Consider the following 26305-nt stretch of genomic DNA (forward strand, 5'->3'; position numbering starts at 1 on the left):
CCCGGGCGTTAGGTCCGCCCCACCAAGACCGTTAGGCGCCTACGGCAGCGTTTGCTTCGGCCGTCCGGAGCAGGACGGCCGGACAGACTGGGAGCGGAGCGCGGACGCGTCCGCGGCGGAGAGGGAGACGGACATGTACGGGAACGCGAAGAAGCGTGCGGGCGGGCGGCTCACGCGGCGGGTGGCGACGGTGGGCGCCGCCGCGCTGCTGGCCGGTGTGACGGTCGGGACCGGTGTCGCGGCGGCCCAGCCGGCGGCGCAGTCGGCGGTGCAGTCGTCCGCGTCGGCGGCCCAGGCCCAGCGCAGTACGCATGTGACGCTGAACAACCAGACCGGCGTGAGTATGACGCGCAAGTGGGCCAGTCTGACGCACGGCGAGTGGCAGGCGAACTCCTACCCGGCCGAGGTGATCGGCGCGTGGTCCTCGGCGGCCTGGCAGTCGCAGTCGGACGGCTTCGCGACGGGCACCGAGGGGGAGGCTGTCTATGTGACGAGCTTCGGAGAGGTCTACGTGAAGTGGAACAACCCGTACGTCGGCAGCAACTCGTACACCTGCACCGCTTCCGGGGGCCACTCGTGTGAGCGGTCGGGCGGCTCCGGCAACAACGCCTCGGTGACCTTCACGGTGCGGTGAGGCCGAGGCGGCGCGGCACGCCGTACCGCGCCCTCGCGGGCCCCCCTCAGCCCGCGAGGGCGCGCACATGTCCTCCCGCCGAGCCGCCTTCGTGTTCCGCCGCCGGCCCTCCGCCCGGCCCCACGGGCCCGGCGAGGGCCGCCGCCTCGGCGAAGCAGCGGCGGGCCTCACCCTCACGGCCGAGGCGCTGAAGGGCCGCGCCGCAGGTGTCGAGGAGCAGCACCCGGCGCTCGTCCGACATCTGGTCCGGGGCGATGTCCAGGGCCCGCAGGCCGTGGGCCAGCGCCTCGTCGGGGCGCCCGGCGGAGAGGCAGTGGGCCGCCAGGTGGTAGAGGGCCAGGGTCTCGGTGTGCGGGTGCCCGAGGGCGTGTGCCATCCGCGCGGCCTGTTCCCGCCGGGTTCCGGCGCCGGACAGGTCGCCGACGCGTTCCAGCGCGGCCGCCCAGTTGATCAGCGCGATCACCTGGCCGCGCGGGTCCTTGGCGCGTACGGCCAGGTCCGGTGCGCGGCTCAGGTGCTCCAGCGCCGCGGTGTGCTGCCCGTTCTCCGTGAGGACCCACCCGAGCAGCGAGCACAGCCGCGACTCGGCGTCCGGGTCGCCCAGCGAGGTCGCGGCGGCCAGGGCACGTTCGAGGGTCGGCTCCCAGCCGTCGTGCACCTGCCGTACGATCAGCGGCCACAGATGGACGGCGATGCGCCAGGCCAGGTCCGGGTGTCCCGCGTCGGCCGCGGCGGCCACGGCGGCGGTGAGGTTGGCGCGCTCGGTGACGTACCAGGCCATGGACTCGGCACGGTTGGTGAAGACCGGCGGCGCCCCGGGCGGGGACACGCCCGGGGGCAGCGCGGCGCAGGGCTGGCTGCCGGGCTCGGCCGCCGCCGCGGCGGCCTGGCCGGCGGCCAGGTAGTGCACGAGCAGCCGGTGCAGCCCCGCCGGGTCGGCCCCGTCCGCGCAGGAGCGCGCGTACAGCCGGGTCAGGTCGTGCATCAGGTACCGGTCGCCGGTCCACTCCTCCACGAGGTGGGCGGCGGCCAGCTCGTCCAGGGCAGTGCGTGTCCCGGCGGGCGAGAGACCGCTGAGCGCCGCCGCGGCGGCGCCGTCGAGTTCGGAGCCGACGTGCAGCGCCAGTTGGCGGAAGAGCTGCGCACCGGCGGGCGGCAGCTGCTGCACGCTCAGCCGCAGGGTTGCCGCTACGCCCAGGTCTTCCCCGGACAGCAGGGAGAGCCGCTGGTGTTCGTCCACCAGGTCGTCGGCCATCGCCCGCAGGGCCAGCCGGGGACGTGCGGCGAGCCGGGCGGCGGCCAGCCGCAGCGCCAGCGGCAGACCGTCGCAGAGCGCGGCCAGTTCCTCGGCCGCGGTGGGCTCGGCCGCCACGCGCAGATCACCGATGACGGTACGCAGGACCCGTACGCCGTCCTCGGGCGCCAGCCGTTCCAGCGGCAGCAGCCGGGCGCAGTCGGTGGCCACCAGCCCCTCCAGCCGGTTGCGGCTGGTGACCAGCACGGTGCAGCCGGGCGTGCCGGGAAGCAGCGGACGCACCTGGGCCGAGTCGCGGGCGTTGTCGAGCAGGACGAGGGCGCGGCGGCCGGTGAGCAGCGAGCGGTAGAGGTGTTCCGCGGCGCGCGCGTCCGCCGGCAGGCGTTCCTCCGCGACGCCGAGCGCCTGGAGGAAGTCGTGCAGGACACCGGCCGGCTGGGGGCCGGTGCCGTCCGGATCCATGGCGTGCAGGTCGGCGTAGAGGATGCCGTCGGGGAATTCGCCGGCGTGCGCGTACGCCCAGTGCACCGCCAGTGAGGTCTTGCCGACCCCGCCCGGACCGGTGACCACGCTCAGCGGCGGACTGCCCGACCGTACGGTCTCGGTGAGCCGGTCGAGATCTTCCGTACGGCCCACGAACCCGGCCGGGGCGCGCGGGAGGAGGCAGGGCGGCGGGGCGGCATCCGGGGTATTGGGCCGGAGCGCCGGAGCCTCGGACGGTGCCGCTGTGTTCCCCTCCGAGGCGGACCGGCCGGCGGCCGGCCGCTCCACCGGGCGGGCGTGCAGGATCGCGAGATACGCCTCGGACAGCGCGGCACCGGGATCGACGCCCAGCTCCTGGGCGAGCAGGCGTTGCGTACGGTGATAGAGGTCGAGCGCCTCGGCCTGGCGGTCGGCGTCGTGCAACGACCGTACGGCGGCCGCGATCAGGGACTCGCGCAGCGGATGGCGTTCGGCGGCGGGCCGCAGCAGTGCCAGCGCTTGGGCACCCTGGCCGCAGGCGCGCAGCGCCGCGGCGAACTGCTCCAGCGCGGCGAGCCGTTCCTCGGTCAGCCGGTCGGCCGCCGCGGCCATCAGCGGCGTGTCACCCGCCCCGCCGAGCGCCTGGCCCCGCCACAGCCCCAGCGCCTCGCGCAGCAGCGCGGCCGACTCCTCGGCGGCAGGCCCGTCCGAGGCCCGGCGTACCAGCGTGCGGAAGCGCCACACGTCCGCCGACTCCGGCGGTGCGTGCAGCGTGTAACCGCCGCCCTCGGTGGCGAGCTTTGCCGCGGGTTCCGTGCTCAGCAGGCCGCGCAGGGCCGAGACATGGCCGTAAACGATGGTACGGGCGTGTGTCGGGGGCTCGGTGTCCCACAGTGCCTCGGCGATCCGCTCGGCACTCACGGGGGTGCCTTCGGCCAGCACCAACAGCGCCAGTACGGCCCGGCGTTTGGGAGGCCCGAGCGGCACCTGTATGTCTTCCGAGAAGGCCGACACCGGCCCGAGCAGCCGGAAGTCCATCAGCGTTGTCTCCCCTGGCCGAGTCGTTACCGAGGGCATCTTACGAGGTCATAGGGCCATGCTCACGTCAGAAGCGGAACAAGGTCGGAAATAGGCCATCGCGTACGGCCGGCCGGCTCCGCCGCGACGGGGCGCGCGACCGGCTTCCTCCGGCCGGCTTCCTCACGGCGGGCTAACGGCCCCGCGACGCACGCCCCGGATTCCGCGTTACATCGGCGTTAGGCCGCCTCAGCAGACTCTTCTCAGCAGCCGGAACCGCAATCGGAACCGCAATCGGAACCGCAATCGGGACCGTTGACGGAACCGGAATCCGGAATGCCTTCGGAAAGCCTTCGGAATCCCTTCGCGACGAGGAGCAGGAGACACCTATGTCGGCCACCACAGAATTCCGCCGCGGCGCGCGGCGCGAAACCCGCGCGGCACGCGCATCGATTCGGGCACGCAAGACCATCGCCGTATCGGCCCTCGCCGTCGCGGCGGTGCTCGCCCCGGCCGGGACTTCTTCCGCGGCCGCCGCGACGGCGGACACCACCGCGCAGAAATCCGCGGCGTCGGCGCAGTCGGCGCGCAGCACCCGGGTGAACGTGGTCAACAACACCTCGACGACCATGTACCGCAACTACTCGTCGCTCTCGCACGGTGTCTGGGACGACGCGACGCCGCCGGAGACGATCGAGGGCAACAGGAGCGCCTACTGGGGCTCGCACTCCTCGGGGATGATGACCGGGACCGAGGGAGACGCGCGGTACTCCCTCGGGGACGGCGGCGAGGTCTCGTTCCACTGGAACAACCCGTATGTGGGCGGCAACAGTTACAGCTGCGACGTGCCCGCCGGCTACAGCTGTTCGCGTTCCGGTGGCGGCGGCGACAACGCGACGGTGACGTTCACCATCAGCAAGCCGTGGGGGGCCGCCGCGGCCAGGGCGCCGAAGAGCGGGACGCGCGCCGCGTCCGCGGCCCGCAGTACGCACGTCACGTTCCAGAACCGCACCTCCAGCGAGCTGACCCGTACGTCGTCGAGCCTGGAGCACGGCACGTGGAGCGAGAACCTGCTGCCCCCGGACCGCGTGTACCCGATGTCCAACGGAATCTGGCAGTCGGAGTCGAACGGATTCATGACGGGCACGCAGGGCAAGGCCGAATACAACATGTTCGGGATCGGCTCGGTGAGCATTTCCTGGAACAACCCCTACACGGGCAGCAACAGTTACTCGTGCTCCGTCCCGGTCGGATACACCTGCCGACGCGACGGGGGCAGTGGTGACAACACCGCGGTCACCTTCACCCTCATGAAGGGCTGAATCCCCGCCACGCGGAACCCTTTTCCCGGGCCCTCATCCGGACACGCGTTTCCCCGAAGAATACGAGAGGAATCACCATGCGCAGATATACCGCGGCACTGGCGTGCGCGGCCGCCCTGACCGTGCTCACCGCCGGTTCGGCAGCGGCGGTCCCCGCCGACGCGCCCCAGGCCCGCCCCGCATCCGCGGCCGCCACCATCCAGCAGGGCCACACGTACGTGCTGGCGCCCCAGGACAAGCCCGACCAGTGGCTCGGCGACGCGGACTATTACGGCTCGGTCATGTGCCAGGCCAGCCGGCTCTGGTACGGCAACCGGCACGACGACGCCGTGTGGCTCCAGACCAGCAACGCCGACGGTTCCATCACGCTGGTGAACACCGACGCCGAGCAGGTCGGCCGCACGCTGCAGAGCCAGGGCGAGGGGGTCTTCATCCGGGACGGCAACGGCGACGCGGCCCACTGGTTCAAGACCGTCGGCCCCGGTGGAGCGGTCTCGCTGAGGAACAAACTGTCGGGCCGCTACCTCACGCTCTCGGCCGCCGGCACGGTCGTCGCCGCCGTCAACGCGTACTGGTGGTACATGGTCAACACGATTCCGTAACGGCCGCACCGTGGCTACGCTCCCTTCCGGTTCCAGCGTTCGGCCGCGAGCTGCACGAAGGAACGGACGAGCGGACCGGCATCGCCGCCGCGCCACGCGATGACGAGGCGGCTGGGCGGCATGTCGGTCAGCGGGACCACGGTGAGCCCGTCCGGCAGGGAGCGGACCAGTGGGGCCAGCCCCACTGTTCCGTTCCACAGCACGGACTGAAGGCATTCATGAACGGTCCGTACGACGGGGCCCTCGCACCGGACGGTGTCCGGGCGACGGGCCCAGTAGGCGTTCCAGAGGGGATCGGTCCCCTCGGGCAGCCGGAACCACCGGCGGTCGCCGAGCTCGTCGAGGCGCAGACTGCCGCGCCCGGCCAGCGGATCGTCCGCGCGCAGCACCACGCCGACCGGGTCCGAGCGCAGCACGCGGGTGGCGAGGCCCGAGGCGTCGAACGGCGCGCGGGTCAGGGCCACATCGACCAGCCCGGCGCGCAGCCCGGCGGTCGGATCGCTCAGGTCGGCCTCGCGGATGCGGATGTGTACGTGGGGGTGACGGTCCCGGTACGCGGCGGCCAGGCACGTTCCGGCCTCCTCGGCGCTGTCGGCGAGGGTGCCGACCGTCAGGGTGGCCGTACCCGCCGCCGCGGCCACCCGCACGCGCGCCCGGTCGGCCTGCGCCAGGAGCGTACGGGCCTCGTCCAGCAGCACGGCCCCGGCAGCGGTCAGGGAGACCCCGGTGGGGGAGCGGTCCAGCAGCGTACAGCCGAGATCGGCCTCCAGCTGCCGGACGGCACGGCTCAGCGGCGGCTGGGTCATGTGCAGCCGCGTCGCGGCCCTGCCGAAGTGGCGTTCCTCGGCGACCGCCACGAAATAGCGCAGTACGCGTAGCTCCATCCAGCAACGATACCGATGCGGTATCGGGCCGACGCGATCGGTGTTGGACGCCGCGGAGCGCGGACGGTGGACTCGACGGCGTACCGGATCGCGACGCTGAGGAGCCGACGAGATGACAGACGTGACCGAGATGACGAACGCGGCCGGGGCGCCGAAGGCGGTCGAACACACCGGGCCGGACCCCGTCGTGCACGTCGCCGGGGCCCAGGACATCGCCCACGACCTGCTGGTCATTCCCGACCGGGGAGTACAGCTCGTGCCGAACATCGGCATCATCGGCGGCCGGGACGCCGTCCTGGTCGTGGAGACCGGCCTGGGCCCCCGCAACGCGGAACGGGTCCTGGAATTCGCGGCGGACCACGCACGGGGGCGCAAGCTCTACCTGACGACGACACACTTCCACCCCGAGCACGCCTTCGGCGCGGAGGTCTTCACCGGCGCCGCGACCTACCTCGCCAACCGCGACCAGGCCGCGGACCTGGAGACGAAGGGCCCCGGCTACCTGGAGATGTTCCGGCAGCTCAGCGAGTCGGCCGCGCGTCAGCTGGAGGGAGTCCGGCTGGTACGGCCCGACATCGTCTACGACCGGTCGTACGACCTGGACCTGGGCGGCCGGGTCGTGCACCTGCGGGCCACCGGCCGCGCGCACAGCAAGGGCGACCAGGTGATCGGCGTACCCGACGCGGACGTGCTGTTCACCGGCGACCTCGTGGAAGCGGGCCAGTTCGCCGTCTTCCCGTGGTTCCCGCCGCACGACACCGACGTCTCCGGCACCCGCTGGCTCGCGGTCATGGAGCGGCTGGCGGCCCGGCGCCCGCGGACCGTGGTACCGGGCCACGGCGGGCTCGGCGGCCCGCAACTTCTCGCCGACGTGCGCGACTATCTCGCGGAGCTGCGGCAGGAGACCTGGCTCCGCCGGGACTCGGCGGCCGACGAGCAGACGATCGCCGACGAGATCGCGGACCTGATGATCCGGCGCCGCCCGCAGTGGATCGGCCGGGAGTGGATCGGCAAGGGCGTCGGCTGCCTGTGCGCCGAGCGCGCCGCGCACGCGCACGACGAGCCCGCGCCCGGCAGCCCGTCCTGAGCCCGTCGGACCTGCCGGGGTCGGTGTCCTCCGGGCCCGCCGCCGACGCCGGGGCGAGCACCCCGCGCGGCGCATGACATCCTGTGGTCTCGCAACGCGCCGGGCAGGCTCGGCGGACTACAAGGAAGATCGATGAGGCTCTGCTTCCTGGTGGAGGAAAACTACCGTCACGACGGCATGCCGAACGAGGTGATCCGTCAACTGACCGCCTGGGGCCACCAGGTGGACGTGCTGCGGCCGGGCGGTTCCCTGCTGCACATGACCGAGGCGGTGCGGGCGGGCACCCACGACGCGTGGGTGCTCAAGACGGTGTCCGGCGGACCCGGACTGACCCTGCTCGAAGCGGCGGCCTCGGCCGGGATGACGACGGTCAACGACGCCCGGTCCATCCGCGGCGTACGGGACAAGGCGCTGGCCGCGGCGATCGGCCGCGCCCGGGGGCTGCCGCTGCCCCGTACCTACGCCGCGGCCCGGCCCGAACTGCTGGCGGAGCTGCCCGCTTCGGAGTACCCGCTCGTCGTCAAGCCCGCCGACGGCAGCTCCGGCCGGGCCGTACACCTGGTCGCGTCGCCGGACCGGCTGGCCGCGATGGTCCCCGCACTGGCGCGGGAGGGCCTGCTCATCGCCCAGCCGTATGTGCCCAATTCGGGCATCGACATCAAGGTCTACTGCGTCGGCGGCGAGCTGCACGCCACCGAGCGCCGCTCCCCGCTCCACCCCGAGCACGCGGTACGCGAGCGCCGCGTGCCGCTGTCGGCCGAGGTGGCCGCGATCGTGGACCAGGTGGGCGCGGTGTACGGCCTCGATCTGTACGGCGTGGACGTCCTGCTGGGGCCCGACGGCCCGGTGGTCGTCGACGTGAACGACTTCCCCAGCTTCCGGCAGGTTCCGGACGCGGTGGCGCGGGTGGCACGGGCCGTACTGGGGCTGGCGCGCGCCGGGCAGGGGGCCGCTGCCGACGGCCTGACAGGGGAACAGCACGGTGCGGTCGGTGGGGCGTCGTTGGCGGTCCGGGCGCATCCCGATCCTGTTTCCGTTTCCGGCGCGGGTCCCGTGGAGGTCGTTCTCCCCGCGCAGGCCGTGGATTCCGCGCAGGCTGCGGCGTCGGTACAGGACCCGGCCCCTGTGCACATTCCCGCGGTGGCGGGTGAGGGCGCGTGAGGATCGCCCTGATCACGCGCGACCCCGCTCACCCGCTGCTGGCCGCCGCCACCGCCCTGCTCACCCCCGAGCACGACGTGGTGACGCTGGATCCGGAAACGGCGGGGGAGGGCCCCGAGCCGCGCGCCGATGTCCACCTGCTCAAAGCTCACACGCCGCAAGCCCTCGCCCTGGCCCGTGCCCTGGAGGCACGCGGCGCCCCCGTGGTGAATTCGGCCGCGGCGACCGCGCTGCTCCAGGACCGTACGGCGATGGCGCGGTACGCGCGGCAAGCCGGCCTCCCCTTCGCGGGCACCCGTACCTACGCCACGCTCGCCGAACTGGCCGACGGGCCGCGGCTCCCCGGCCCGGTGGTGGTCAAGAGCCGGCACAGCCGCAAGCACGATCTGGTGGCCCGCGTCGACAGCGGCGAGCAGCTGCGCGCGCTCGCCGCCGCGCACCCGCGGGAGCCAGTCGTGGTCCAGGAATTCGTTCCGAACAGCGGGTGGGACCACAAACTCTGGGCGGTGGGGGACCGGCTCTTCGCCGCCCTGCGCCGCTCGGAACTCTCGCCCGAGGGGCGCGGGCCCACGCTGCCGCTCGCCCTCGCGGATCTGCCGCCCGGCTGGTCCGACATGGTGCGCCGGGCCGGTGAGGTCTTCGCGCTGGACGTCTACGGCGTGGACGTCATCGACGCGGGCGACGGCTCCCCGCTCATCGTGGACATCAACGCCTTTCCCGGCATCCGGGGCCAGGACGGCGCTCCGGAAGCGCTGGCGGCCTTGGCGCTGCGCCGCGCCGCGTCGGCGAACCGCGGGCTCATCTCCGGGTAGGGCGGGCTCATCCCCAGGTCAGGGGGTCGAGATGCAGATAGAACCGCTCGCGGTCCCGGTCGAGGGCGATTCCGTACCGGGCGGCGAACTCCTCTTCGGCCGACTGTGACCACCGCTCGTCGTCGCCCCACGTCTCGCGGGCGGTGGCGAAGAGCAGTGCGAGGTCGGCGTAGGGATCGGCGCGTCCCAGGCGGCCGAGGTCGATGAAGCCCGCCACGTCCAGCGTGTCCGGATCGAGGATGATGTTGGGCAGGCACAGGTCCCCGTGGCAGACGACGGTCTGCGCGGCTTCCTGCGCGAGGCGCTGCCCGACGTACGGGGCGAGGCGCGCGAGCAGTTCGCCGGGCGGCGTGTGCCGCTGCTCTTCGGGCAGGAAGTCCGGATTGACCGCTTCCCGCGCGACGACATCCCGGGCCATGGAGAACATTTCGCCGAGTTCGCGCGTGAACGGGCACTTCTCCGGTGGCAGTTCGTGCAACCGCCGCACGGCGTCCGCGATCGGCTCCCACGCCGCCCGCAGCATCGAGGCCGACGCCCGGTCGGCGGGAATCCCTTCGACGGTGCTGGTCAGCAGCCCGGCCCCGGCGGCACCGACGCGCCAGTCGAGGACGCGCGGCCCGGGAATGTCCTGCGTACTCAGCCAGCTCACCCGGTCCCGCTCCGCCTCCAAAGCGGCGACCTGGTCGGCGGGCACGCACTTGGCGTAGCGCGAACCGTCGGCCGAGCGGAAGACGGCGGCCCCGGACTCGCCGTCCGTCACGGGCTCCCAGCCGGCGTCCCCGCCATCGGCGCGCAGCAGCGTAAGGAATGCGGTCAGATCGATCACGGTCGCCAACCTAGCCAGTGCGCCCCGCGCGCCGCACCGCGATTTACCGCGTGCTGAAAGGAGAGCTGAACGAACTTGTTCGTAACGAACATGTTCGTTACGGTGGAGGCATGACCCCAGCCAGCCGCCGCGAGCGCCCCGCCAAGCCCGCCCTCACCCACGAAGGCATCGTGGCCACCGCCGTGGCCCTGATGCGGTCGGAGGGGCTGCAGCGGGTGACGATGCGCCGCCTGGCCAAAGAGCTCGACACCGGCCCCGCGTCGCTGTACGTGTACGTGGCCAATACGGCCGAGCTGCACGCCGCGATCCTCGAAGAACTCCTCGGCGCGGTGGACCTCGGCCCGGCCCGTGCGTCCGGCGACTGGCGCGAGCAGCTGGTGGACCTGCTCGGCTCGTACACCCGCACCCTGTTCCAGTACCCGAGCCTCGCGCACTCCGCGCTGGTCGCACGCCCCTCGGGGCCGAACTATCTGGCGCTGGTCGAGGCGGTCCTCTCCCTGCTGCACGAGGGCGGCGTCCCGGGTGATCGGGCGGCCTGGGGCGTGGACATCCTGCTCCAGGTGGCCACCGCCACCGCGGCCGAGCAGTCCACCCGCGACCGCGACCCGGGCGCGGAGGAGGAGCACAACGCCCTGGTCAGTGCGCTGCGGCAGGCCACGCCCGATACGTACCCGCGCATCGCCGCCCTCGGCGACGACCTGTTCTCCGGCACGCCCGAACAGCGGCTCGCCTGGACGTTCCGCATGGTCGTCAACGGCGCCGCGGCCACGCCCCGGCCGTCCTGAACGCCCTCGGCCGACTCCTTCGCACGCCACCACCGAATCGAGGAACCACCATGCCCACCACACACCACCCCATCGCGATCGTCGGCGCCGGTCTCGGCGGTCTGACGCTGGCCCGCGTCCTGCACGTGCACGGCATCGAGGCGGTCGTCCTCGAAGGCGAGGCCGGCCGGCACGTCCGTACCCAGGGCGGCATGCTCGACATCCACGACGACGCGGGACAGGAGGCCCTGCGCGCCGCCGACCTCCACGAGCCGTTCCGCGCGCTCGTCCTTCGGGGCGGCGAGGCGACACGCATCGTCGATCAGTACGGCACCGTACGGATGGAGGAGACGGACGAGGGCGACGGCACCCGGCCCGAGGTGGACCGCGGCCGGCTCCGCGACCTGCTGCTGGACTCGCTGCCCGAGGGCACCGTCCGCTGGGGCAACAAGGTCACCGGCGCCCGCGCGCTGGGCGGCGGACGGCACGAGGTGACGTTCGCCGACGGTACGGCCTGCACCACCGGCCTGCTCGTCGGCGCCGACGGGGCCTGGTCCCGGATCCGGCCGCTGGTCTCCCCGGCCACCCCCGCCTACACCGGCATCTCCTTCGTGGAATCCGACCTGCTGGACGCCGACACCCGCCACCCGGACAGCGCCGCCCTCGTCGGCGGCGGCTCCTTCTTCAGCCTCGGCGACGGGAAGGGCTTCCTCGCCCACCGCGAGTCCGACGGCAGCCTGCACATCTACACCGCGGTGAAGACCGGCCCGGAATGGCTCGACACCATCGACTTCGGTGCTTCCGCCACCGAGAGCGCCAAGAAGGCCGTCCTGGCCCACTTCGACGGCTGGGACGACCGGCTGCGGGCCCTGGTCGCCGACGCCGACGGGCCGCTCGTACCGCGTCACATCCACGCCCTGCCCGTGGGGCACCGCTGGGATCGTACCCCCGGCGTCACCCTGCTCGGCGACGCCGCCCATCTGATGTCCCCGTTCGCGGGGGAGGGCGCCAACCTCGCCATGCTGGACGGCGCCGAACTCGGCCGGGCCGTCGCCGCCCACCCCGGCGACACCGAAGCCGCCCTCGCCGCGTACGAGCAGGCCCTCTTCCCGCGCAGCGAGGCGTCCGCCGCCGAGGCCGCGGCCAACCTGGACCTGATGTTCGGCGACCGGGGACTGGAGCGGCTGCTCGACCTGTTCGCCTCCCACCAGGGGTGACCGGCGGGCGGCGTCCGGATCAGGCGGCCCGGCCGTCCGCGAAGGCGCCCTCGCCGGTGAAGGCCAGCCCGGCGAAGCGCTCGCCGATGCGGCGGTGGGTGGCGGCGTCCGGGTGGAGTCCGTCGGGCAGCGGCAGCTCGGCCGCGTCCGCCGCGCCGTAGAGTTCGCGGCCGTCCAGGTAGTGCAGGTTCGGATCCTGGGCCGCCCGCTGCGCCACGATCCGGGCCAGCTCGTCGCGGATGACGCCCAGCGTCAGCTTCCCGCTCGCGACCTCCGCCGGGTCGCCCGCGGCCCGGAACCGCAGCTGACCGGAGCTGATGGAGGAGAAGTCCGGGGCGGAGGGGCCGGGGGTGTCCTCGTGGATGGGGCACAGGATGGGGGAGACGACCAGCAGCGGCGCGGTGGGGTGGCCCTCCCGGATCGTGTCGAGGAAGCCGTGGACGGCGGGGGTGAAGGCGCGCAGCCGCATCAGGTCGGCGTTGACCAGGTTGATGCCGATCTTGACGCTGATCAGGTCGGCCGGCGTGTCCCGCAGCGTACGGGCGGTGAACGGATCGAGCAGGGCGCTGCCGCCCAGCCCCAGATTGATCAGTTCGACGCCGCCGAGGGACGCGGCGAGCGCCGGCCAGGTCGTGGTGGGGCTCGCCGCGTCGGAGCCGTGGCTGATCGAGCTGCCGTGGTGCAGCCACACCAGGCGCCCCCGGTCCGGGACGGGCTCGACCGGAGCGTCGGTGCGCAGCGCGAGGAGTTCGGTGGTCTCGGTGTGCGGCAGCCAGATCTCGACGTCCTTGGGGCCGTCGGCCAGGCCGGTGAAGCGGACGGTGCCGGGCGGGCCGGGCCGCTGCTCGGCGGTCCCGGCGGCCATGTCGATGGTCAGGGTGTTACCGCAGTCCGGCAAGACGGCCCGGCCTGCCGGGCGGCCGTCGACGACCAGGTCGTACACACCGTCCGGCCGGGGCGGGACGCCCACGTACACCCGCTTGGTGGGCAGTGCGTCCAGTTCGACGGCGGTGGCCCGGGTACGGAAGACCAGCCGCACGCCCGACGGCTGCGACTCGGCCATGGCCAGTTGCCCGTCGACGTTCTGGGCGCGGGCCCACGCGGGCAGCCGGTGCGGCAGCACGCCGCGCTCGGTGCGCTCCACGTCGAGGGCGCCGCGCAGCAGGTCGGCGGTGATGGGGGTGGTGATCCAGTCGTGGTTGGTGTGCATGACCTTTACCTGTAGGTGTGGTGGGGGAGTGTTCGGTGCGGGGCCCGGTCCTGATCAGGTCGCGGGCCAGTTCCGCAGCAGGGCGTCGAGCGCGTCCAGGACCCGTGTCCAGGTCTCCTGCGTGTCGGGAGCGCTGTGGCTGAAGCCGCCGCCCAGCTCCAGGCTCACGTAACCGTGGAAGACGCTGCCCAGCAGCCGTACGGCATGCGTCTGGTCCGGCTCCGACAGGTCGTAACCGCGCAGCAGGGCCCGCGTCATCTGCGCGTGCCGCACGCCCGCGCTGGCGGCGGCCGTCGCCGGGTCCAGCCTGAGCTGCGCCGCGGCATAGCGGCCGGGGTGCTCCCGGGCGTAGTCGCGGTAGACGTTCGCCAGGGCGGTCAGGGCGTCCTTGCCCGCCCGCCCGGCCAGGGCGTCGGCGGCCCGGTCGGCGAGTTCCTCCAGGGCGAGGAGGGCGATCCGGGTCTTGAGGTCGTGCGAGTTCTTCACATGCGAGTACAGGCTCGCGACCTTTACGTCGAACCGTCTGGCCAGCGCCGAGACGGTGACCTGGTCGAAGCCGACCTCGTCGGCCAGTTCCGCGCCCGCCCGGGTCAGACGTTCCGTGGTCAGCCCTACGCGTGCCATGGGCTTCCTTTCGTTTGGCGTGACCGAGTATGCTCTTACCTAAAGCCTTTAGGCAAGCTGGCGTGGGGGTTAGGTAGGTCACGGGTGGGGCGGGGCCCGGCGGCAGCAGCCCGCAGCCCCGCCCATAAATCCATTTCGCCGCTTACCCGGGCTTGCTAATGTGTGCCACGCGGGGCGGCTCCGCAGCGTGCTTCCTTCTCACTTTCCTCCATCGAAAAATGAGCGCGCTCACTTTCCGCCCCGCTTCAACGTCTTTTCCGTGCCGCCGGCTCGATCTCGGCCACCCGCCCGCTGACCAGCTGCTCTTCCTGCGCTCGGGTCGCAACTCAATGCGGATGCGACACGCTTTCGGGACTTGATACGTTCACCACGGCGCGAAGCGGCAGAAAAACCGACAGGCCGGCTTGCGCACGTATTTCGCAGGAATTCGCGTGGCCCCGGCGTTCCCGCCGGGCGGGGGAGGAAGGCCATGACGCTCACCATCAGCACGACCCGTACCGACAGCCGCCGCAGCCTGGCCGCCGTACTCCTGTCCCGTCGCGGCGCGGTCTACCTGCCCGCCGCCACGGCCGGGGCCACGGCACGCCCGACGGTGGACGGCCTCGCGGGTGTCTCGCTGCTGGAGGCCGACCTCCTGGAACGCGGTTACCTGATGTCCGCCGGCCTACGTCAGGCCCTGGCCGTACTGGACACCGGGGCGCTGACCGTAGCGGGCCGCGCCCTGCTCGCGGACCTCGATCACGCCCTGGGCGCGGACCGCGACCACAGCCCGCTCTTCCGCGGCTTCCCGGAGACCACACCCGCGGACACCGGCGCCTTCTATATCGCCCGCGTGCTGGCTCACCTCTTCCAGAAGCCCCGGCAGCCGTGCGTCCTGTGCGGTACGGACGGGACGGTGCACGCCCTCGCGCCGTGCGCCCACCTGGTGTGCCGTAGGTGTTTCGACGGCAAGGACTTCTCCGGCTGCCCGGTCTGCCACCGCCGCCTCGACGCCGACGACCCGTTCCTGAGCCCGCAGGCACCGCGCCCGGACGCCGACCCCGGCCGCGCCCTGCCCGAGCGCCTGCGCGTCCTCGCTCACGGCGGCGACCTCGCCGCCCGTACGGCCGACGCGGGCCGCGAGCTGAACACCCTCCTCGCCCGCACCGGCGCGCTGAGCCCGCAGGACACCGACGACCTCCACACCCTCCTGGACTCCCGGGACCGCACCGACCTGACCTGGCTGCCCCGCACCGTCCCGGGCCGCGAAACCAAGGCCCGGCTCCTCGCCTGGCTGCTCGCCGAACCGGCCGCGCACACCGTGACGCTCCCCGTGGCCGCCGGCCTCATCGACACCGCGACCGACGTGCTGCGGCTGCTCGTGGTGCGCTCCGGCGGCGACGCCGGCCTGGTCGACGTACCCCGCTTCGCCCCGGTGCCGCGCCCGCTGCGCCGCGCTCTGCTGTCCGTACTCGACCGGCTCGAACCGGCCCTGGCCGTCGAGGACATGCGCCGCCACCCGACGGCGTGGAAGCACGCCGCCGAGCGCCTGCACCCCTTCGAATACGCCGAGCGCTACCCGCGGGCCGCGCTCGCCATCGCCGTACTGCGCGAGGTACGGCTCAGCGACGACGCCCTGTCCGAGCGGCTGCGCGCGGCGGCGCGGACCCTGCCGTACGCCGACGCCTCCGGCGACCGGGTCCGCCTGCCGCACTGGCCCGCCCGGGTCGAAGCCGCGCTGGCGGACCGGGACGTGCCCGCCGCCGTCACCCTGCTCGCCCAGCGCCCCGGCGAACTGCTGCGCCGTCTGGACCACTTGCTGCGGCTGGCGGCCGAGAACGGCGACCGCGTCGGCGAGGTGCTGACCGCGCTGGACAAGGCCGTACGGAAGGCGTCCCCGGCGGTGCTGCTCTCCGCCCTCGGCGAGATCCGGACCCGTACGGCCCCCGAGCAGCACGACCGCGTCTTCTTCCCCAAGGGCGGCAACGCGAAGGCGCACATCGTCGCGGACGAGCGCGGCCCGCTGCCGGCGGACGCCGTCGCCCGTACGGTGACCGTCCTGACCGGCGAACTGCTGCGCCGCGCCGCCGCCCGGCCACCGGTGGACCTGGCGGTGGTCGACGCCGGACTCAACGGTGTCATCGCTCCGTTCGCGGAGCGCACCGCCTCGCGTGCCCTCGTCACCCTGCCGCGCGGCAGTGAACTGCCGGTGCCCGAGGGCCGTACGGTGCGCCTGTTCCTGCACTGGATGGAGAGCGCGGTCTCCGGCCGTACGGATCTGGACCTGAGCGTGGCGCTGTACACCGCCGACTGGCAGCACACCGGCACCTGCGACTACACCGACCTGCGCTTCCGTAAGGACGCCGCGGTGCACTCCGGCGACCTGACCAGCGCACCCGCGCCGCGGGGCGCGGCGGAGTTCGTGGATCTCGACCTGGACCGGCTGGCAGCGGCCGGTGTCCGCTATGCGGTCGCCGTGGTCTTCTCCTACAACAACGTCGCGTTCGAGGACCTGGACGAGGCGTTCGCCGGGCTGATGGTCCGCGACCGGCCGGGGAACGAGGGGCCGGTGTTCGACCCGCGCCAGGTGGAGCAGCGCTTCGACCTGACGGGCCGGGTCCGCGCCGCGGTGCCGATGGTCCTGGACGTGGCGGGCCGTACGATGCGCTGGCTCGACGTGGTCAAGGGCGTCACCGGCACCCACCACGCCGTACACCGCCACGCGGACGCCCTGGCCACGCTCGGCCGGGGCCTGACGGGCCTGTTCGCCTCCGGCGCCCGGATCGGCCTCGGCGAACTGGCCACCTGGCAGGCCGCCGCCCGCGCGCGCACCGTCGTGATGCGCCACCACGACGGCTCGGCGAGCACCTACCGGCGCCGCGACGGCGAGGACACGGCGGAGTTCGCCGGCCGGATCGGGACACCGGCGACGGACGCCGCCGGGACCCCGGACCTCGGACAGGCCCAGTTGGCGTACCTGCTGCGCGGCGATCTGCCGCTGACCGGGCAGGCGGAGGTGTTCGCGCTGCACCCGGCCGGACTGGACGCGGGGGAGGCGCGCCTCCTGGCCGCCTCCGATCTCGTCGCGTCGCTGGCCGCGGACGGGTAGCTGCCGGGCGGTCCGCCGGGGAGCGCCGCGGCTGCACGCCGCCGACTACTACTTCCGTTCGCCGGACAGCGGTGTGTGGTTCCTCGACGAGAACGGCGTACCGCACCTGGACTTCGGCGATCCCCGGTCGCTGGACATCGCGCGCCTCGCCCTCGACACCGAAGCGGCGCTGGTCTCCCACTCGATGGCCATCGTCGACGGCCTGTCCGCCTGCCGTGTCGTACCCCAGGTGGCGTGCGCACGCTTCCACGTCTTCGTCGACCTCCCGGCCGGCCTCCGGCTGGTAAGAAAGATCCAGCGCAAGTGCCTGCGCGACGGCTTCCCCCTCGACGTCCTGCTGCACAACTACCTCCGCCACCGCCGCGACGCCCACGACCGGCACGTCGAACCCGCCCGCCACGACTGCGACCTGGAACTCGACGGCACCCTGCCGGCCGAGACGTTGGCGCGGCAGGTGTGGTCGGTGGTGCCGGCCAGGGGGCTGACAGGGGTGCGGCAGTCCTACTGGAGGGTTCGTTCGGCCACCCCCATCCGCCTCACTCGGCCGACGCCTCCGAAGCGACGCGCGGCCCCTCCACGGCCGGGCGCAGACGCGGGACGCGCGCCCCGCAGACCGCACCGGCGGCCCAGGCCGCCGAGGCCAGTAGCAGGGCTCCGGCCAGTCCGCCGTGTGCCAGGGACCAGCCGCCGACCGCCGCGCCGAGCCCACCGCCGGCCATCATTGCCCCGGCCACCCACGACTGCGTCTCGGCCTCCTCGCCCTTGCCCGCGTGGTCGGCTGCCGTGCCGTATACGGAGGCGAAGCAGGGGCCCAGGCAGAAGCCGACCGGCAGGCAGGCCAGCGGGACGAGGAAGGGGTGGACGAAGCTCGCGACGGCCAGCAGCAGGAGACATACCGCGTTTCCGCCCAGGGGCACAGTGGGGTGCATCAGGCGCTGGGCGGCCCGGGTGGGGAGACCGCCGAGCAGTGCGCCGCCCGCCATGCTGGCCAACGCGATGAGACTCAGCAGCGCTCCGCCGGCCAGCGTCACCTCGCCCTTGCGCCCGTAGGAGGCCAGCGAGACCTCCATGACGTTCACACCGAGGAAGAAACAGAACGCGACGCTGAAGACCCGGCGCAGTGCCGCCGAGCGCAGCGGGCCGGCCCAATGCTCCCGCGTCGGCGCTTCCTTGAGCGCCCGGGCACCGGCGCCGCGCAGGCCCAGCGGCACCGCGACGGACACCAGCAGCCCGCAGACCAGCAGCGCGGCATCCGGTGTGATGCTGCGCGCCAGGGCGACCGCCGCGACCGGGCCGATCATGAAGCCGAAGTCCGCCAGGACGGAGTCCAGGGCCAGCGCGGTCGTCCGCAGGTCACCCGGGACCGCCTTCCGCCACATCACGCGGGTGAGGGTGCCGATGGGCGGCAGGCTGACGGCGGCCAGTACGGACAGGCAGAACAGCGCGGTGAGGTCGGCGTGGGCACGCGCGGCGGCGACGAACAGCAGCAGCGTGCCGAGGTGCAGGGCGAGCAGCGGCCACAGCACCGCGGCGTAGGAGTACCGGTCGAGCAGCCTGCCCCGCAGCGGCGTGGTCATCGCGCCGAACGACGCGGCCGCGACCACCAGGGTGGCGCCGCCGTAATCGAGATGGTGCGACCCCAGGGCCAGCAGGGACACCGCGTACATGCCCGGCTGGAGCTTGGCCGTCAGCGCGGCGACGGCCGACAGGCGGAAGCCGGGTACCGCGAAGAGCAGCCGGTACTTGCGCACCAGATCCGTCGCCAACAGGGGGTCTCCTCGATCGTCGGTGCGCCGGTGCACGCCGTACGGCAGCGCCGCCGCGGCCGGTGCGCGGGCCGTCCGTCGTCACTTCGCACGTCACTTCGCGCCGAGCTGGGCGAAGATTTCCGCCCGGGCGTGCTCCGACTTCTCGAACACACCGCGGAAAACGGAGGACGACATGGTCGACGGCGTGCGGATACCCCGCATGGTCATACAGAGATGTTCCCCCCGACCCACCACGGCCAGATCGTCCGTACCGGTGATGTCGGCGATCTCGTCCGCGATATCGCTCACGAGACGTTCCTGTACCTGCAGTTTGTGTGCGTGCTTGTGCGCGATACGGGCGAACTTCGACAGCCCGAGCAGCGTGCCGCTACACGGTCATGCCGGAGACCATGACCGTCTGCCCCAGGGTGCCGCTCTCGAACAGGGTGTCCACTTTCCCCGCGTCGTATTCCACGAACTCCTTCCATCACTTGGCATAACGCCGTGGCGTTTCGAGCAGCCCCGCAGGGGTCGGGTCCTCACCGATCTCGACGAGGATCTGCCGCGCCGGCTCTTCGAGCCGCCCGACATCGACCGTCGCATCAGGCATTTCCTGTTTCTGCCAGACGATTTTCATCATCACACCCCCCTGCGATTGCCCCACGCGTGCACATGGATACGCGTCGAGATGTTCCAGCGCCGCGCCACGACGGCGTCGGCGAGCAACGCCAGACGGTCGGACAGCGTTTCCTGGTCCTGCCCCTCCGGCATGATCCAGACGGACTCCAGCCCGTACCGGGCGACGATGTCCGCCACCTCATCGAGGTCCCCCGGATCCCGGCAGACGAATGTGAAGGCGGCGCCGCGTGTGGCGTTCAGGGCCCGCAGCGCCTCCGGCACCACGGTCTGTTCCGGGCCCATGCCGCTGTGCCGCAATGTGGGCGAGACGTTGAAACGGGGCCGCGCCGCCACCAACTCCGGCGACGGGGAAAGGGTGCCGTTGGTCTCGATCTCGACCGATACCCCGCTCTCGCCCAGCAGGCGGCAGAGGCGGGCCACGGTCCGCTGCTGCTGGAGCGGTTCGCCGCCGGAGACGACGACGAGCCGGACGTCCGTGACCAGGAGCCGTTCCGCCACCTCCGCGACATTCATCGCGTGCAATTCGGCCTTCGGGTCGTACGCCGTGCCCGCGTCGCTGCGCCCGGCCCAGTCCCAGGTGTACGGCGTATCGCACCACGTACACGTCAGATTGCACCCGCCGAGCCGGACGAAGGAACAGCTGCGCCCCATGGACGGGCCCTCGCCCTGGATCGTCGGACCGAAGATCTCATTGACGACGATCTTCCGGTCGGACCCCGTTCCCCGTGCCCTCATCGCACAGCGCTCATTTCCCACGGTAGGTGGCCCAGGTACGGGGTGTTTCCGACACCCCGTACGCAGCTGAGCTCGGGCAGCCGGCCGATCCACTGGTGAGACATCCACCAGGTCAGGGTCTCGGCGGACGGATTCATTCCTGGGACGGCGTCGTTGAGGTGGCGGTGGTCGAAGGTGGCGTCGAGCCAGTGTTTCCCGCCATAGTTCATAGTATTCACCGCGATTTCCCGGCCGCGGACGTACTGTTCCACCAGCCACCTGCGGACCGGTTCGCGGAAATGGTCGATTGTCTCCAGCCGGTGGAGGCCGGTCAGCGCCGCTTCGTCGGCCAGCAGCGCGGCACCGTGGGAGCCGTCCCCGGAGATGAGTTTCGCGATGGCCGGGAACCCGACCTCGCGAGCCGTGACGGGAATGTCCGCGGCCGAACCGACCAGCCGGTACCGGGGAATGCGCAGCCCCGCCTGCTCGGCAACCCGGCGCATGACGTCCTTGTGGCTGCGGGCACGGGCCAGTTCCACGCAGTTCCCGGGAAGACCGAGCGCGTGGGCCAGATGGTCGGCGAGGCCGGCGGACGAATCGTTGCCGGAGAGGACCGCGCGGACATCGTCGCGGTACGGCTCCAGACGTTCCAGCACACCTTCGGTATCCCGTGCGTAGAGCGAGATGTCGTCCCCGTCCGCGTGGTCGGGCCGGCGTTTCTCCAGCAGCTCTTCGTTGAAGGCGTACACCGAAATGAGCCTGTGCCCTCGGTCCCGCACCGCCTTCTTGTACTTGACGCCGGACTTCACCGGATGGATGACGACGACGCTGGGCATACGGAATCCCCCTCCGTCGGGTCGGACACCGAGGACGCGCACCACGCGCACACCGAAGCCGACCGTGGCACATGCGCGGAAAGTCAGGGGCGCTGTCACCAACCCTGGCAAGGAATGGCCCGGTTGACGCTGCCCGGCAAAGCGATGCCCGTGGGGGAAAGGCGTATCCCACGGGCGGACCGTACGCCGGGGCCGTGTTGCTCCCGACGTACCGATTGAGCGCGAACCCCGATTTCTCTAGATCACAATAAAACGCAACACGCTATCCGTACCCTTCCCTGTGCCACCGGACCTTATTAGTCCCACTTATCCGGTCTCCGTGGACGGCGGGTTCCTCTCGATTCTGCCCGTACGGACGGCGAGTTCGCGGGCCCGTGGCGTGAACTCGCCACCGCGGATCACGGATCGTGGGCCACCAGGCATAGGCACCGGGCCGCGCTGCCCTTACCGTTCTTCACCATGATTCCCACCACGCCGCCCCCCTCCTCGTTTCCCGTCGATGCCATAGACCTCAGCGGGCGAACCGCCCTCGTGACCGGTGCCGGCAGCGGTATCGGCAAAGCGTGCGCCATCGCCTTCGCGGCGGCGCGGGCCGCGGTGCACGTGGTCGACAAGGACGTCGAGTCGGCCGAAGCCGTCGCCGCGGAAATCGGCGGCCGGGCGCATATCGCGGACCTGGCCGATCCCGCCGCGATCGAGCGGCTGCCGGCCGAGGCCGACATCCTCGTCAACAACGCCGGATTCCAGCACGTGGCCCCGCTCACCGCATTCCCGCCGGAACGGTTCGCGCTGATGCAGCAGGTGATGGTCACCGCACCGTTCCTCCTGCTGCGGCGCACGCTGCCGTACATGTACGCGAACGGCTGGGGCAGGGTCGTGAACATCTCCAGCGTCCACGGGCGGCGGGCGAGCGCCTACAAGGCCGCCTACGTCGCCGCGAAGCACGCCTTGGAGGGGCTGAGCAAGGTCACGGCCATGGAGGGCGCGGAGCACGGCGTGACCAGCAACTGCATCAACCCCGGCTACGTCCGTACGCCGCTGGTCGAGAAGCAGATCCGCGACCAGGCCGCCGCGCACGGGATCGACCCCGCGGACGTGCTCAATGACGTATTGCTGGCCCGGTCACCGATCAAGCGCTTGCTGGAGCCCGAGGAGGTCGCCGCGGCGGCGCTGTGGCTGTGCTCGCCGCACGCCGGTTACGTGAACGGCGCCTCCGTACCCCTGGACGGCGGCTGGGGAGCCGGCTGACCCGCCCCGGCACACACACTGAGACCCGGCACACACACTGACACCGGCGGGCACCGGTCCTCCGCCCCGGATGCTCCCCGCCCCTCACCTGAATGGCCGAGTGGACGAGGCCGCGACGGGTCGGGGGAGCGACGATGGGCACGCGGAGGGGACTGTCCCTGCCAGCTGCTCCAGGAGTCACCGTGACCTGTTTCGACCGACGAGATCTGGGCCTGCTGCTGCTCCGGGCAGGCGCAGGCGGTGTGCTGGCCGCGCACGGCGCACAGAAGCTGTTCGGCTGGTTCGGCGGCGGCGGGCTTGAGGGGACCGGCCAGTTCATGGAGTCCGTCGGGTACGTACCGGGCAAGGCGAACGCGACGGTCGCGGGGCTCACCGAGGTCGGCAGCGGTGTGCTGCTGGCCCTGGGCCTGGCGACCCCGGCCGCCGGCGCGGCCGCCGCCGGAGCGATGGCGGGTGCCGCCGTCGTACACCAGCCCAACGGCTTCTTCGCGCAGGACGGCGGCTACGAGCACCCCGCCTACCTCGGCCTGACAGCCACCGGCCTCGGCATCACAGGCCCCGGCAGGCTCTCCCTCGACCACGCCTTCGGCCACGTCTTCAACCGTGGCTGGATGGTCCCGGCAGCGCTCGCGGCGACGGGCGTGGCCACGGGGCTGGTGGTGGGGGCGCGTAATAAGAGGGTGCGGCAGGAGGAGCAGGGGAGCGCGGCGGGGGAGTGACGGGGCCGTGCCGTGTCAACCCTGCCTCGCCCGCCCCGTACCGCACGATGTGGAAACCCCGAACCCGCCCTCGCCGCCCCGGATCTGCACGTGGTGATGTGCTGTGCGCTGTGCACCCTTACCTGTACGCGATGCTGAGCTGCACTGTCAGTGGGGAATCGAACCCCAGCGTTGCTCTTCACGCACCAGGAGTGGGCCGGAAAACCGCCGGCCCTCGGTGTGTGCACGCCTCCGGAACGACTACCTGCTCCACATCGGCGTCCGCTGCCGGCCGCCTGCTCAGTCCAGCAGATCGGCTTCCCAGTTCGTCCGCTGGATCGCCACGTCGATCTCCCGGACCTCCCGCGCGATGAGGTCCGCCTGCCGCCGCAGTTCCGCGACCGGCAGCGCCGGAAGCGTCAGCAGCTCGGACCGGAGCTGCCGGCCGTACCCGCGCTCGCCCGTCCCCGCCGCCGCGTCCGCGGCCGAGGTGACCACCGAGTGACGCAGCCGCAGCACGTCCCGGCGCGCGAGCGCGTCGGTGAGCGTGCCGTGCCGGCCCATGTCCACGGCGGCGTTGGTGCGGTTGATGCGCCGGATCAGCGTCTCCAGGGTGGCCAGCACCTCGTCCGCCTCGGCCAGCAGTTCGGCCGCGTCCTCGGCGGGCGTCTCGCCCTCCTGGTACCGCGCGCTGCTGACGACGCGCGCACGCAGCTGTTCCACACGCCGCGCCGCCTCCGCGCGTTCCGCCAGTGCTTCGGCGAGTTTCACTGTCCACCTCCTCTGTGCAGCTGTGAGTCCGCGCAAGTATACGGATGCAAATATGCCTATTCGCACCTGGTTTTCGCGATCGGGCCCGTCATTGCCGGACCATGGCAGCAAGAAGCCGTCAACTCTTGCCTGCTCTACGCATGATGCGTCGACCTCGGGCCGGGAAAGGCTGGGGCGCCAGGCCCGGAGCGGCGCTCGCGAGGCCGGCGCTACGGACCAGGCCAGGAAAGACGGCGAACCATGACGACGACGCGAGCAAACACGCCCCACGGGACGGACGGCCCGCCACTGCCCCCGCCCCGAACCGGCCGGACCGCCCACCGTTCCCCGGGCCGGGCACGTCTCACCGGCATCGCACTGATCGCGCTGGCCGCCATCTCGGCATTGTCCTGCTACGTCACCTTCGCCGCGTGGCTGCCCGCGGACATCAAGCACTACCGGGACTACGTGGCCGCCCGACCGTGCCCCGCCCACCCGCGGCCGGAAGTGGCGCACGACTGCCTTCGTACGGTCTCGTTCACGGTCGAGAACACGGAAGTCAGAGGCGGGCGGAACGGCAGCTACAAGGCGACCCTGTCCGGCGCGCCGGCCGGTAACGGGGAAGCGGTCTTCGGTGACCCCGATCCGGTGCTCGAAACACTCGAGCCGGGCGACCGGATCACCGGTACGGTCTGGCGCGGCCGCGTCATGACGATCAGCAAAGCGGGTGCGGAACAAACCACCTCCGACGCACCACGCGACGAGCCCCAGATGACAGCCGCCCTCGGCACGTTCCTGGGCCTGCTGGCCGCCATGACCCTGCTCTTCGGCACCGTCCGGCTGACCAGTCCCCGATCCCACGCCCCCTTCACCTGGCGCCCGTACGGCAGACCCCTGTTCATAGCCATGGCGATCACCTGCGCCGCCGTGGGCTTCCTGACCCTGCTGCTCGGGCTCCCGTGGTGGCTGGTGCCGGCCGTTTCCGCACCGGCGGTGGGGTACACGGGGTGGGCGTTCTACCGGTACCGACGGCAGACGGAAGCCGCTCAAGCGGCGTAAACGGTGGTGGGTACGCCGCGGGCGCACAAGGTCTTGTTGATGATCGGCTCGATGCGTTCCCACTTGCCACCGGCGAGACCGCAGCCGTTGCGCGGCATGTGGACGGATGCCTGGTGGGCGAGGGCTTGGTCGGCGACGGTGTGCAGACAGCGTTCGACGGCCTCGTAACGGATGGGCGAGCCGCCGCTGCCGGTCTTCATCCCGCGTTGCGCGACCATGTTGGCAACCCAGGTGTCAGCTCGCACCTGCACCATTTGCACGGCACCGAGCGCGAAGTCGTTCTCGGCGCGCGCACGGTGCCAGCGGCGGTACGCCCGCTCCGGTTCGGGCCAGCGCCGCGAGACGGCCAGGACGAAGCCCTTGCCCGAGCCGCCGAGGTCGACAACGGGACGCGGCCGCCGACCGCGTGAATCCGAGCGCCCCTGCCGCGCGACAACGCCGATAGCCATACCGATACCGTGCGTCGAGGTTTCGGTACGGGTGCGGAAGACGTGTCTTCGCGCCTGTGACTAGTGAGGGAGCGTGTGCGTTGCGGATACGAGCGGCTCTGGTGGAAGTCCCCGGTGGGCCCTTCGGCGTTCAGGAGCTGGAGCTTGAAGCGCCCAGGGCGGACGAGATGCTGGTGCGGATCACCGCTGCGGGGATCTGCCACACCGACCTGAGCATGCGGCGGATGTGGCCGCCGCAGCGGCTGCCGATGGTCTTCGGGCATGAGGGGGCCGGGGTCGTCGAGGCGGTGGGGGACGCGGTGAGCGGGTTTGTGCCCGGGGACACCGTGTGCCTGACGTACCGGAGTTGTGGTGGCTGTGCGCAGTGTGCGGTGGGTGAGCCTGCTTACTGCGAGGACGCCGGGGCTCTGAATGCCGGTGGCTGTCGGCCCGACGGCAGTAGTCCGCTTTCCCGTACGGACGGCGCCCCGGTCCACGGGAACTTCTTCGGCCAGTCCGCTTTCGCGTCGCACTGCCTCACCACCGAGAGCAACACCGTCAAGATTCCCGCGGATATCCCCGCGGCCGTTGCTGCTCCTCTGGGGTGCGGTGTTCAGACAGGGGTCGGTACGGTCCGTACGGTTCTGTGCCCGTCACCGGGCGCCACGCTGGCCGTGTTCGGTGCCGGCGGTGTCGGCCTGAGTGCCGTCATGGCCGCCGTCGCCGACGACTGCACCGTCATCGCCGTCGATCCCATCGCCGCGCGCCGCTCGCTGGCCATGGAACTGGGCGCCTCGGCGGTCATCGACCCCACCACCGAGGACGATGTGGCGGCGGCCCTCCGCGATCTCACTCACGGAGGGCCGCGTTACGCGATCGACACGACCGGAAAGCCGGCCGTGGTGTCCCAGGCGATCGGCGCCCTGCGCAAACGGGGCACGCTCGCCCTGGTCGGTATCGGTACGGCGCAATTCGACACCCTGCCGGTGCTGACCAAGGGCCTCACCCTGCGCGGGGTGACCGAAGGCGACGCCGTACCGGCCAAGGCCATTCCAGAACTGATCGACCTTTACCGGCAGGGACGGCTTCCGCTCGAAAAACTCATCACCGAGTTCCCTTTCACCGATATCGAGGCCGCCGCGGAAGCCGCTGCCACGGGGCGCGTCGTCAAGCCCGTCCTGGTCGGGCCTGCCGCCGACGGGCCCGACAACGGCTAGGCA

General features: G+C 72.0%; 25 protein-coding genes. 13 read left to right on the forward strand and 12 right to left on the reverse strand.

Features of this window, described 5'->3' with window-relative positions:
• The first annotated feature begins 133 nt into the window (after window positions 1–133).
• The gene (locus CP984_RS39175; RefSeq protein ID WP_003980429.1) at window positions 134–634 is read left to right on the forward strand and encodes a hypothetical protein; all 501 of its coding nucleotides are present in this window, start codon (window positions 134–136) and stop codon (window positions 632–634) included.
• 46 nt (window positions 635–680) lie between these two features.
• Here the strand turns inward: CP984_RS39175 and CP984_RS39180 are convergent, their stop codons facing one another.
• Window positions 681–3389, reverse strand: coding sequence for an AfsR/SARP family transcriptional regulator (locus CP984_RS39180; protein WP_003980430.1), 2709 nt, complete (start codon window positions 3387–3389; stop codon window positions 681–683).
• 368 nt (window positions 3390–3757) lie between these two features.
• Here CP984_RS39180 and CP984_RS39185 point away from each other — a divergent pair, with 368 nt between their 5' ends.
• Together CP984_RS39185 and CP984_RS39190 are read left to right on the forward strand one after the other, a co-directional pair.
• Window positions 3758–4690 (forward strand): hypothetical protein, encoded by a 933-nt coding sequence (locus CP984_RS39185; protein ID WP_003980431.1) that lies wholly within the window; start codon window positions 3758–3760, stop codon window positions 4688–4690.
• Between the two features lie 77 nt (window positions 4691–4767).
• Entirely contained in the window at window positions 4768–5292 is a 525-nt protein-coding gene (locus CP984_RS39190) for a hypothetical protein (RefSeq protein WP_003980432.1), read from the forward strand.
• A 14-nt stretch (window positions 5293–5306) separates the two neighbouring features.
• Here CP984_RS39190 and CP984_RS39195 read toward each other — a convergent pair whose 3' ends face one another.
• Window positions 5307–6176 carry a LysR family transcriptional regulator gene (locus CP984_RS39195; protein WP_003980433.1) on the reverse strand — a complete coding sequence of 290 codons (870 nt, stop codon included), beginning with the start codon at window positions 6174–6176 and terminating at the stop codon, window positions 5307–5309.
• 112 nt (window positions 6177–6288) lie between these two features.
• On the opposite strand from CP984_RS39195, the gene CP984_RS39200 reads away from it, so the two are divergent.
• From CP984_RS39200 to CP984_RS39210, 3 genes are all read left to right on the forward strand, one after another.
• Window positions 6289–7263, forward strand: a complete 975-nt coding sequence (locus CP984_RS39200) for an MBL fold metallo-hydrolase (protein WP_003980434.1) — start codon at window positions 6289–6291, stop codon at window positions 7261–7263.
• Between the two features lie 132 nt (window positions 7264–7395).
• Complete coding sequence (locus CP984_RS39205; RefSeq protein WP_003980435.1) at window positions 7396–8424, forward strand: ribosome assembly protein YhbY; 1029 nt, start codon at window positions 7396–7398, stop codon at window positions 8422–8424.
• Window positions 8421–9236 carry an ATP-grasp domain-containing protein gene (locus CP984_RS39210; protein ID WP_003980436.1) on the forward strand — a complete coding sequence of 272 codons (816 nt, stop codon included), beginning with the start codon at window positions 8421–8423 and terminating at the stop codon, window positions 9234–9236. The genes CP984_RS39205 and CP984_RS39210 overlap by 4 nt, the downstream gene beginning before the upstream one ends.
• Window positions 9237–9243: 7 nt before the next feature.
• Here CP984_RS39210 and CP984_RS39215 read toward each other — a convergent pair whose 3' ends face one another.
• Complete coding sequence (locus CP984_RS39215; protein ID WP_003980437.1) at window positions 9244–10062, reverse strand: APH(3'') family aminoglycoside O-phosphotransferase; 819 nt, start codon at window positions 10060–10062, stop codon at window positions 9244–9246.
• 110 nt (window positions 10063–10172) lie between these two features.
• Here CP984_RS39215 and CP984_RS39220 point away from each other — a divergent pair, with 110 nt between their 5' ends.
• Together CP984_RS39220 and CP984_RS39225 are read left to right on the forward strand one after the other, a co-directional pair.
• Complete coding sequence (locus tag CP984_RS39220) at window positions 10173–10847, forward strand: TetR/AcrR family transcriptional regulator (protein ID WP_003980438.1); 675 nt, start codon at window positions 10173–10175, stop codon at window positions 10845–10847.
• Between the two features lie 50 nt (window positions 10848–10897).
• On the forward strand, window positions 10898–12043 hold the full coding sequence (locus tag CP984_RS39225; protein ID WP_003980439.1) for an FAD-dependent oxidoreductase: 1146 nt from the start codon (window positions 10898–10900) through the stop codon (window positions 12041–12043).
• A gap of 19 nt (window positions 12044–12062) precedes the next feature.
• Here the strand turns inward: CP984_RS39225 and CP984_RS39230 are convergent, their stop codons facing one another.
• Window positions 12063–13253, reverse strand: a complete 1191-nt coding sequence (locus CP984_RS39230) for a GDSL-type esterase/lipase family protein (protein ID WP_003980440.1) — start codon at window positions 13251–13253, stop codon at window positions 12063–12065.
• 54 nt (window positions 13254–13307) lie between these two features.
• Window positions 13308–13877, reverse strand: a complete 570-nt coding sequence (locus tag CP984_RS39235) for a TetR/AcrR family transcriptional regulator (RefSeq protein ID WP_003980441.1) — start codon at window positions 13875–13877, stop codon at window positions 13308–13310.
• 469 nt (window positions 13878–14346) lie between these two features.
• On the opposite strand from CP984_RS39235, the gene CP984_RS39240 reads away from it, so the two are divergent.
• Complete coding sequence (locus CP984_RS39240) at window positions 14347–16965, forward strand: MXAN_6230/SCO0854 family RING domain-containing protein (protein ID WP_003980442.1); 2619 nt, start codon at window positions 14347–14349, stop codon at window positions 16963–16965.
• 536 nt (window positions 16966–17501) lie between these two features.
• On the opposite strand, the gene CP984_RS39245 is transcribed toward CP984_RS39240, so the two are convergent.
• The 5 genes from CP984_RS39245 to CP984_RS41690 form a co-directional block, all read right to left on the reverse strand.
• A complete protein-coding gene (locus CP984_RS39245; protein WP_003980443.1) occupies window positions 17502–18731 on the reverse strand; it encodes an MFS transporter in 1230 nt (409 codons plus the stop codon).
• A gap of 93 nt (window positions 18732–18824) precedes the next feature.
• Window positions 18825–19094 (reverse strand): GTP cyclohydrolase I, encoded by a 270-nt coding sequence (locus CP984_RS42430; RefSeq protein ID WP_226048862.1) that lies wholly within the window; start codon window positions 19092–19094, stop codon window positions 18825–18827.
• 106 nt (window positions 19095–19200) lie between these two features.
• Window positions 19201–19353 (reverse strand): hypothetical protein, encoded by a 153-nt coding sequence (locus tag CP984_RS42435; protein ID WP_003980445.1) that lies wholly within the window; start codon window positions 19351–19353, stop codon window positions 19201–19203.
• Window positions 19353–20087, reverse strand: coding sequence for a 7-carboxy-7-deazaguanine synthase QueE (locus tag CP984_RS39255; RefSeq protein WP_003980446.1), 735 nt, complete (start codon window positions 20085–20087; stop codon window positions 19353–19355). The genes CP984_RS42435 and CP984_RS39255 overlap by 1 nt, the downstream gene beginning before the upstream one ends.
• Window positions 20084–20902, reverse strand: coding sequence for an ATP-grasp domain-containing protein (locus tag CP984_RS41690; protein ID WP_003980447.1), 819 nt, complete (start codon window positions 20900–20902; stop codon window positions 20084–20086). Before CP984_RS41690 ends, CP984_RS39255 begins: the two co-directional genes overlap by 4 nt.
• A 459-nt stretch (window positions 20903–21361) precedes the next feature.
• Between CP984_RS41690 and CP984_RS39265 the strand changes: the two genes are divergently transcribed.
• Window positions 21362–22150 carry a 3-hydroxybutyrate dehydrogenase gene (locus tag CP984_RS39265; RefSeq protein ID WP_030178387.1) on the forward strand — a complete coding sequence of 263 codons (789 nt, stop codon included), beginning with the start codon at window positions 21362–21364 and terminating at the stop codon, window positions 22148–22150.
• 182 nt (window positions 22151–22332) lie between these two features.
• The gene (locus tag CP984_RS39270; RefSeq protein ID WP_003980449.1) at window positions 22333–22869 is read left to right on the forward strand and encodes a DoxX family protein; all 537 of its coding nucleotides are present in this window, start codon (window positions 22333–22335) and stop codon (window positions 22867–22869) included.
• A 279-nt stretch (window positions 22870–23148) separates the two neighbouring features.
• Here CP984_RS39270 and CP984_RS39275 read toward each other — a convergent pair whose 3' ends face one another.
• Window positions 23149–23619, reverse strand: coding sequence for a DIP1984 family protein (locus CP984_RS39275; RefSeq protein ID WP_003980450.1), 471 nt, complete (start codon window positions 23617–23619; stop codon window positions 23149–23151).
• Window positions 23620–23859: 240 nt separating this feature from the next.
• On the opposite strand from CP984_RS39275, the gene CP984_RS39280 reads away from it, so the two are divergent.
• A complete protein-coding gene (locus CP984_RS39280) occupies window positions 23860–24657 on the forward strand; it encodes a hypothetical protein (protein WP_050504650.1) in 798 nt (265 codons plus the stop codon).
• Here the strand turns inward: CP984_RS39280 and CP984_RS39285 are convergent.
• Complete coding sequence (locus CP984_RS39285) at window positions 24645–25106, reverse strand: macro domain-containing protein (RefSeq protein WP_003980452.1); 462 nt, start codon at window positions 25104–25106, stop codon at window positions 24645–24647. The genes CP984_RS39280 and CP984_RS39285 overlap by 13 nt on opposite strands.
• Window positions 25107–25186: 80 nt before the next feature.
• Between CP984_RS39285 and CP984_RS39290 the strand changes: the two genes are divergently transcribed.
• Complete coding sequence (locus CP984_RS39290) at window positions 25187–26302, forward strand: NAD(P)-dependent alcohol dehydrogenase (RefSeq protein ID WP_030178396.1); 1116 nt, start codon at window positions 25187–25189, stop codon at window positions 26300–26302.
• Window positions 26303–26305: the final 3 nt, after the last annotated feature.

This window comes from Streptomyces rimosus, assembly GCF_008704655.1.
Taxonomy (GTDB): domain Bacteria; phylum Actinomycetota; class Actinomycetes; order Streptomycetales; family Streptomycetaceae; genus Streptomyces; species Streptomyces rimosus.

What these genes read in the sequence shown, in the direction of transcription:
- CP984_RS39255 (WP_003980446.1), bottom strand. Translation starts at nt 20,087, where the DNA reads ATGAGGGCACGGGGAACGGGGTCCGACCGGAAGATCGTCGTCAATGAG.
- CP984_RS39220 (WP_003980438.1), top strand. Translation starts at nt 10,173, where the DNA reads ATGACCCCAGCCAGCCGCCGCGAGCGCCCCGCCAAGCCCGCCCTCACC.
- CP984_RS39180 (WP_003980430.1), bottom strand. Translation starts at nt 3,389, where the DNA reads ATGGACTTCCGGCTGCTCGGGCCGGTGTCGGCCTTCTCGGAAGACATA.
- CP984_RS39190 (WP_003980432.1), top strand. Translation starts at nt 4,768, where the DNA reads ATGCGCAGATATACCGCGGCACTGGCGTGCGCGGCCGCCCTGACCGTG.
- CP984_RS39195 (WP_003980433.1), bottom strand. Translation starts at nt 6,176, where the DNA reads ATGGAGCTACGCGTACTGCGCTATTTCGTGGCGGTCGCCGAGGAACGC.
- CP984_RS39175 (WP_003980429.1), top strand. Translation starts at nt 134, where the DNA reads ATGTACGGGAACGCGAAGAAGCGTGCGGGCGGGCGGCTCACGCGGCGG.
- CP984_RS39230 (WP_003980440.1), bottom strand. Translation starts at nt 13,253, where the DNA reads ATGCACACCAACCACGACTGGATCACCACCCCCATCACCGCCGACCTG.
- CP984_RS41690 (WP_003980447.1), bottom strand. Translation starts at nt 20,902, where the DNA reads ATGCCCAGCGTCGTCGTCATCCATCCGGTGAAGTCCGGCGTCAAGTAC.
- CP984_RS39235 (WP_003980441.1), bottom strand. Translation starts at nt 13,877, where the DNA reads ATGGCACGCGTAGGGCTGACCACGGAACGTCTGACCCGGGCGGGCGCG.
- CP984_RS42435 (WP_003980445.1), bottom strand. Translation starts at nt 19,353, where the DNA reads ATGATGAAAATCGTCTGGCAGAAACAGGAAATGCCTGATGCGACGGTC.
- CP984_RS39285 (WP_003980452.1), bottom strand. Translation starts at nt 25,106, where the DNA reads ATGGCTATCGGCGTTGTCGCGCGGCAGGGGCGCTCGGATTCACGCGGT.
- CP984_RS39185 (WP_003980431.1), top strand. Translation starts at nt 3,758, where the DNA reads ATGTCGGCCACCACAGAATTCCGCCGCGGCGCGCGGCGCGAAACCCGC.
- CP984_RS39225 (WP_003980439.1), top strand. Translation starts at nt 10,898, where the DNA reads ATGCCCACCACACACCACCCCATCGCGATCGTCGGCGCCGGTCTCGGC.
- CP984_RS39240 (WP_003980442.1), top strand. Translation starts at nt 14,347, where the DNA reads ATGACGCTCACCATCAGCACGACCCGTACCGACAGCCGCCGCAGCCTG.
- CP984_RS39205 (WP_003980435.1), top strand. Translation starts at nt 7,396, where the DNA reads ATGAGGCTCTGCTTCCTGGTGGAGGAAAACTACCGTCACGACGGCATG.
- CP984_RS39280 (WP_050504650.1), top strand. Translation starts at nt 23,860, where the DNA reads ATGACGACGACGCGAGCAAACACGCCCCACGGGACGGACGGCCCGCCA.
- CP984_RS39200 (WP_003980434.1), top strand. Translation starts at nt 6,289, where the DNA reads ATGACAGACGTGACCGAGATGACGAACGCGGCCGGGGCGCCGAAGGCG.
- CP984_RS39265 (WP_030178387.1), top strand. Translation starts at nt 21,362, where the DNA reads ATGATTCCCACCACGCCGCCCCCCTCCTCGTTTCCCGTCGATGCCATA.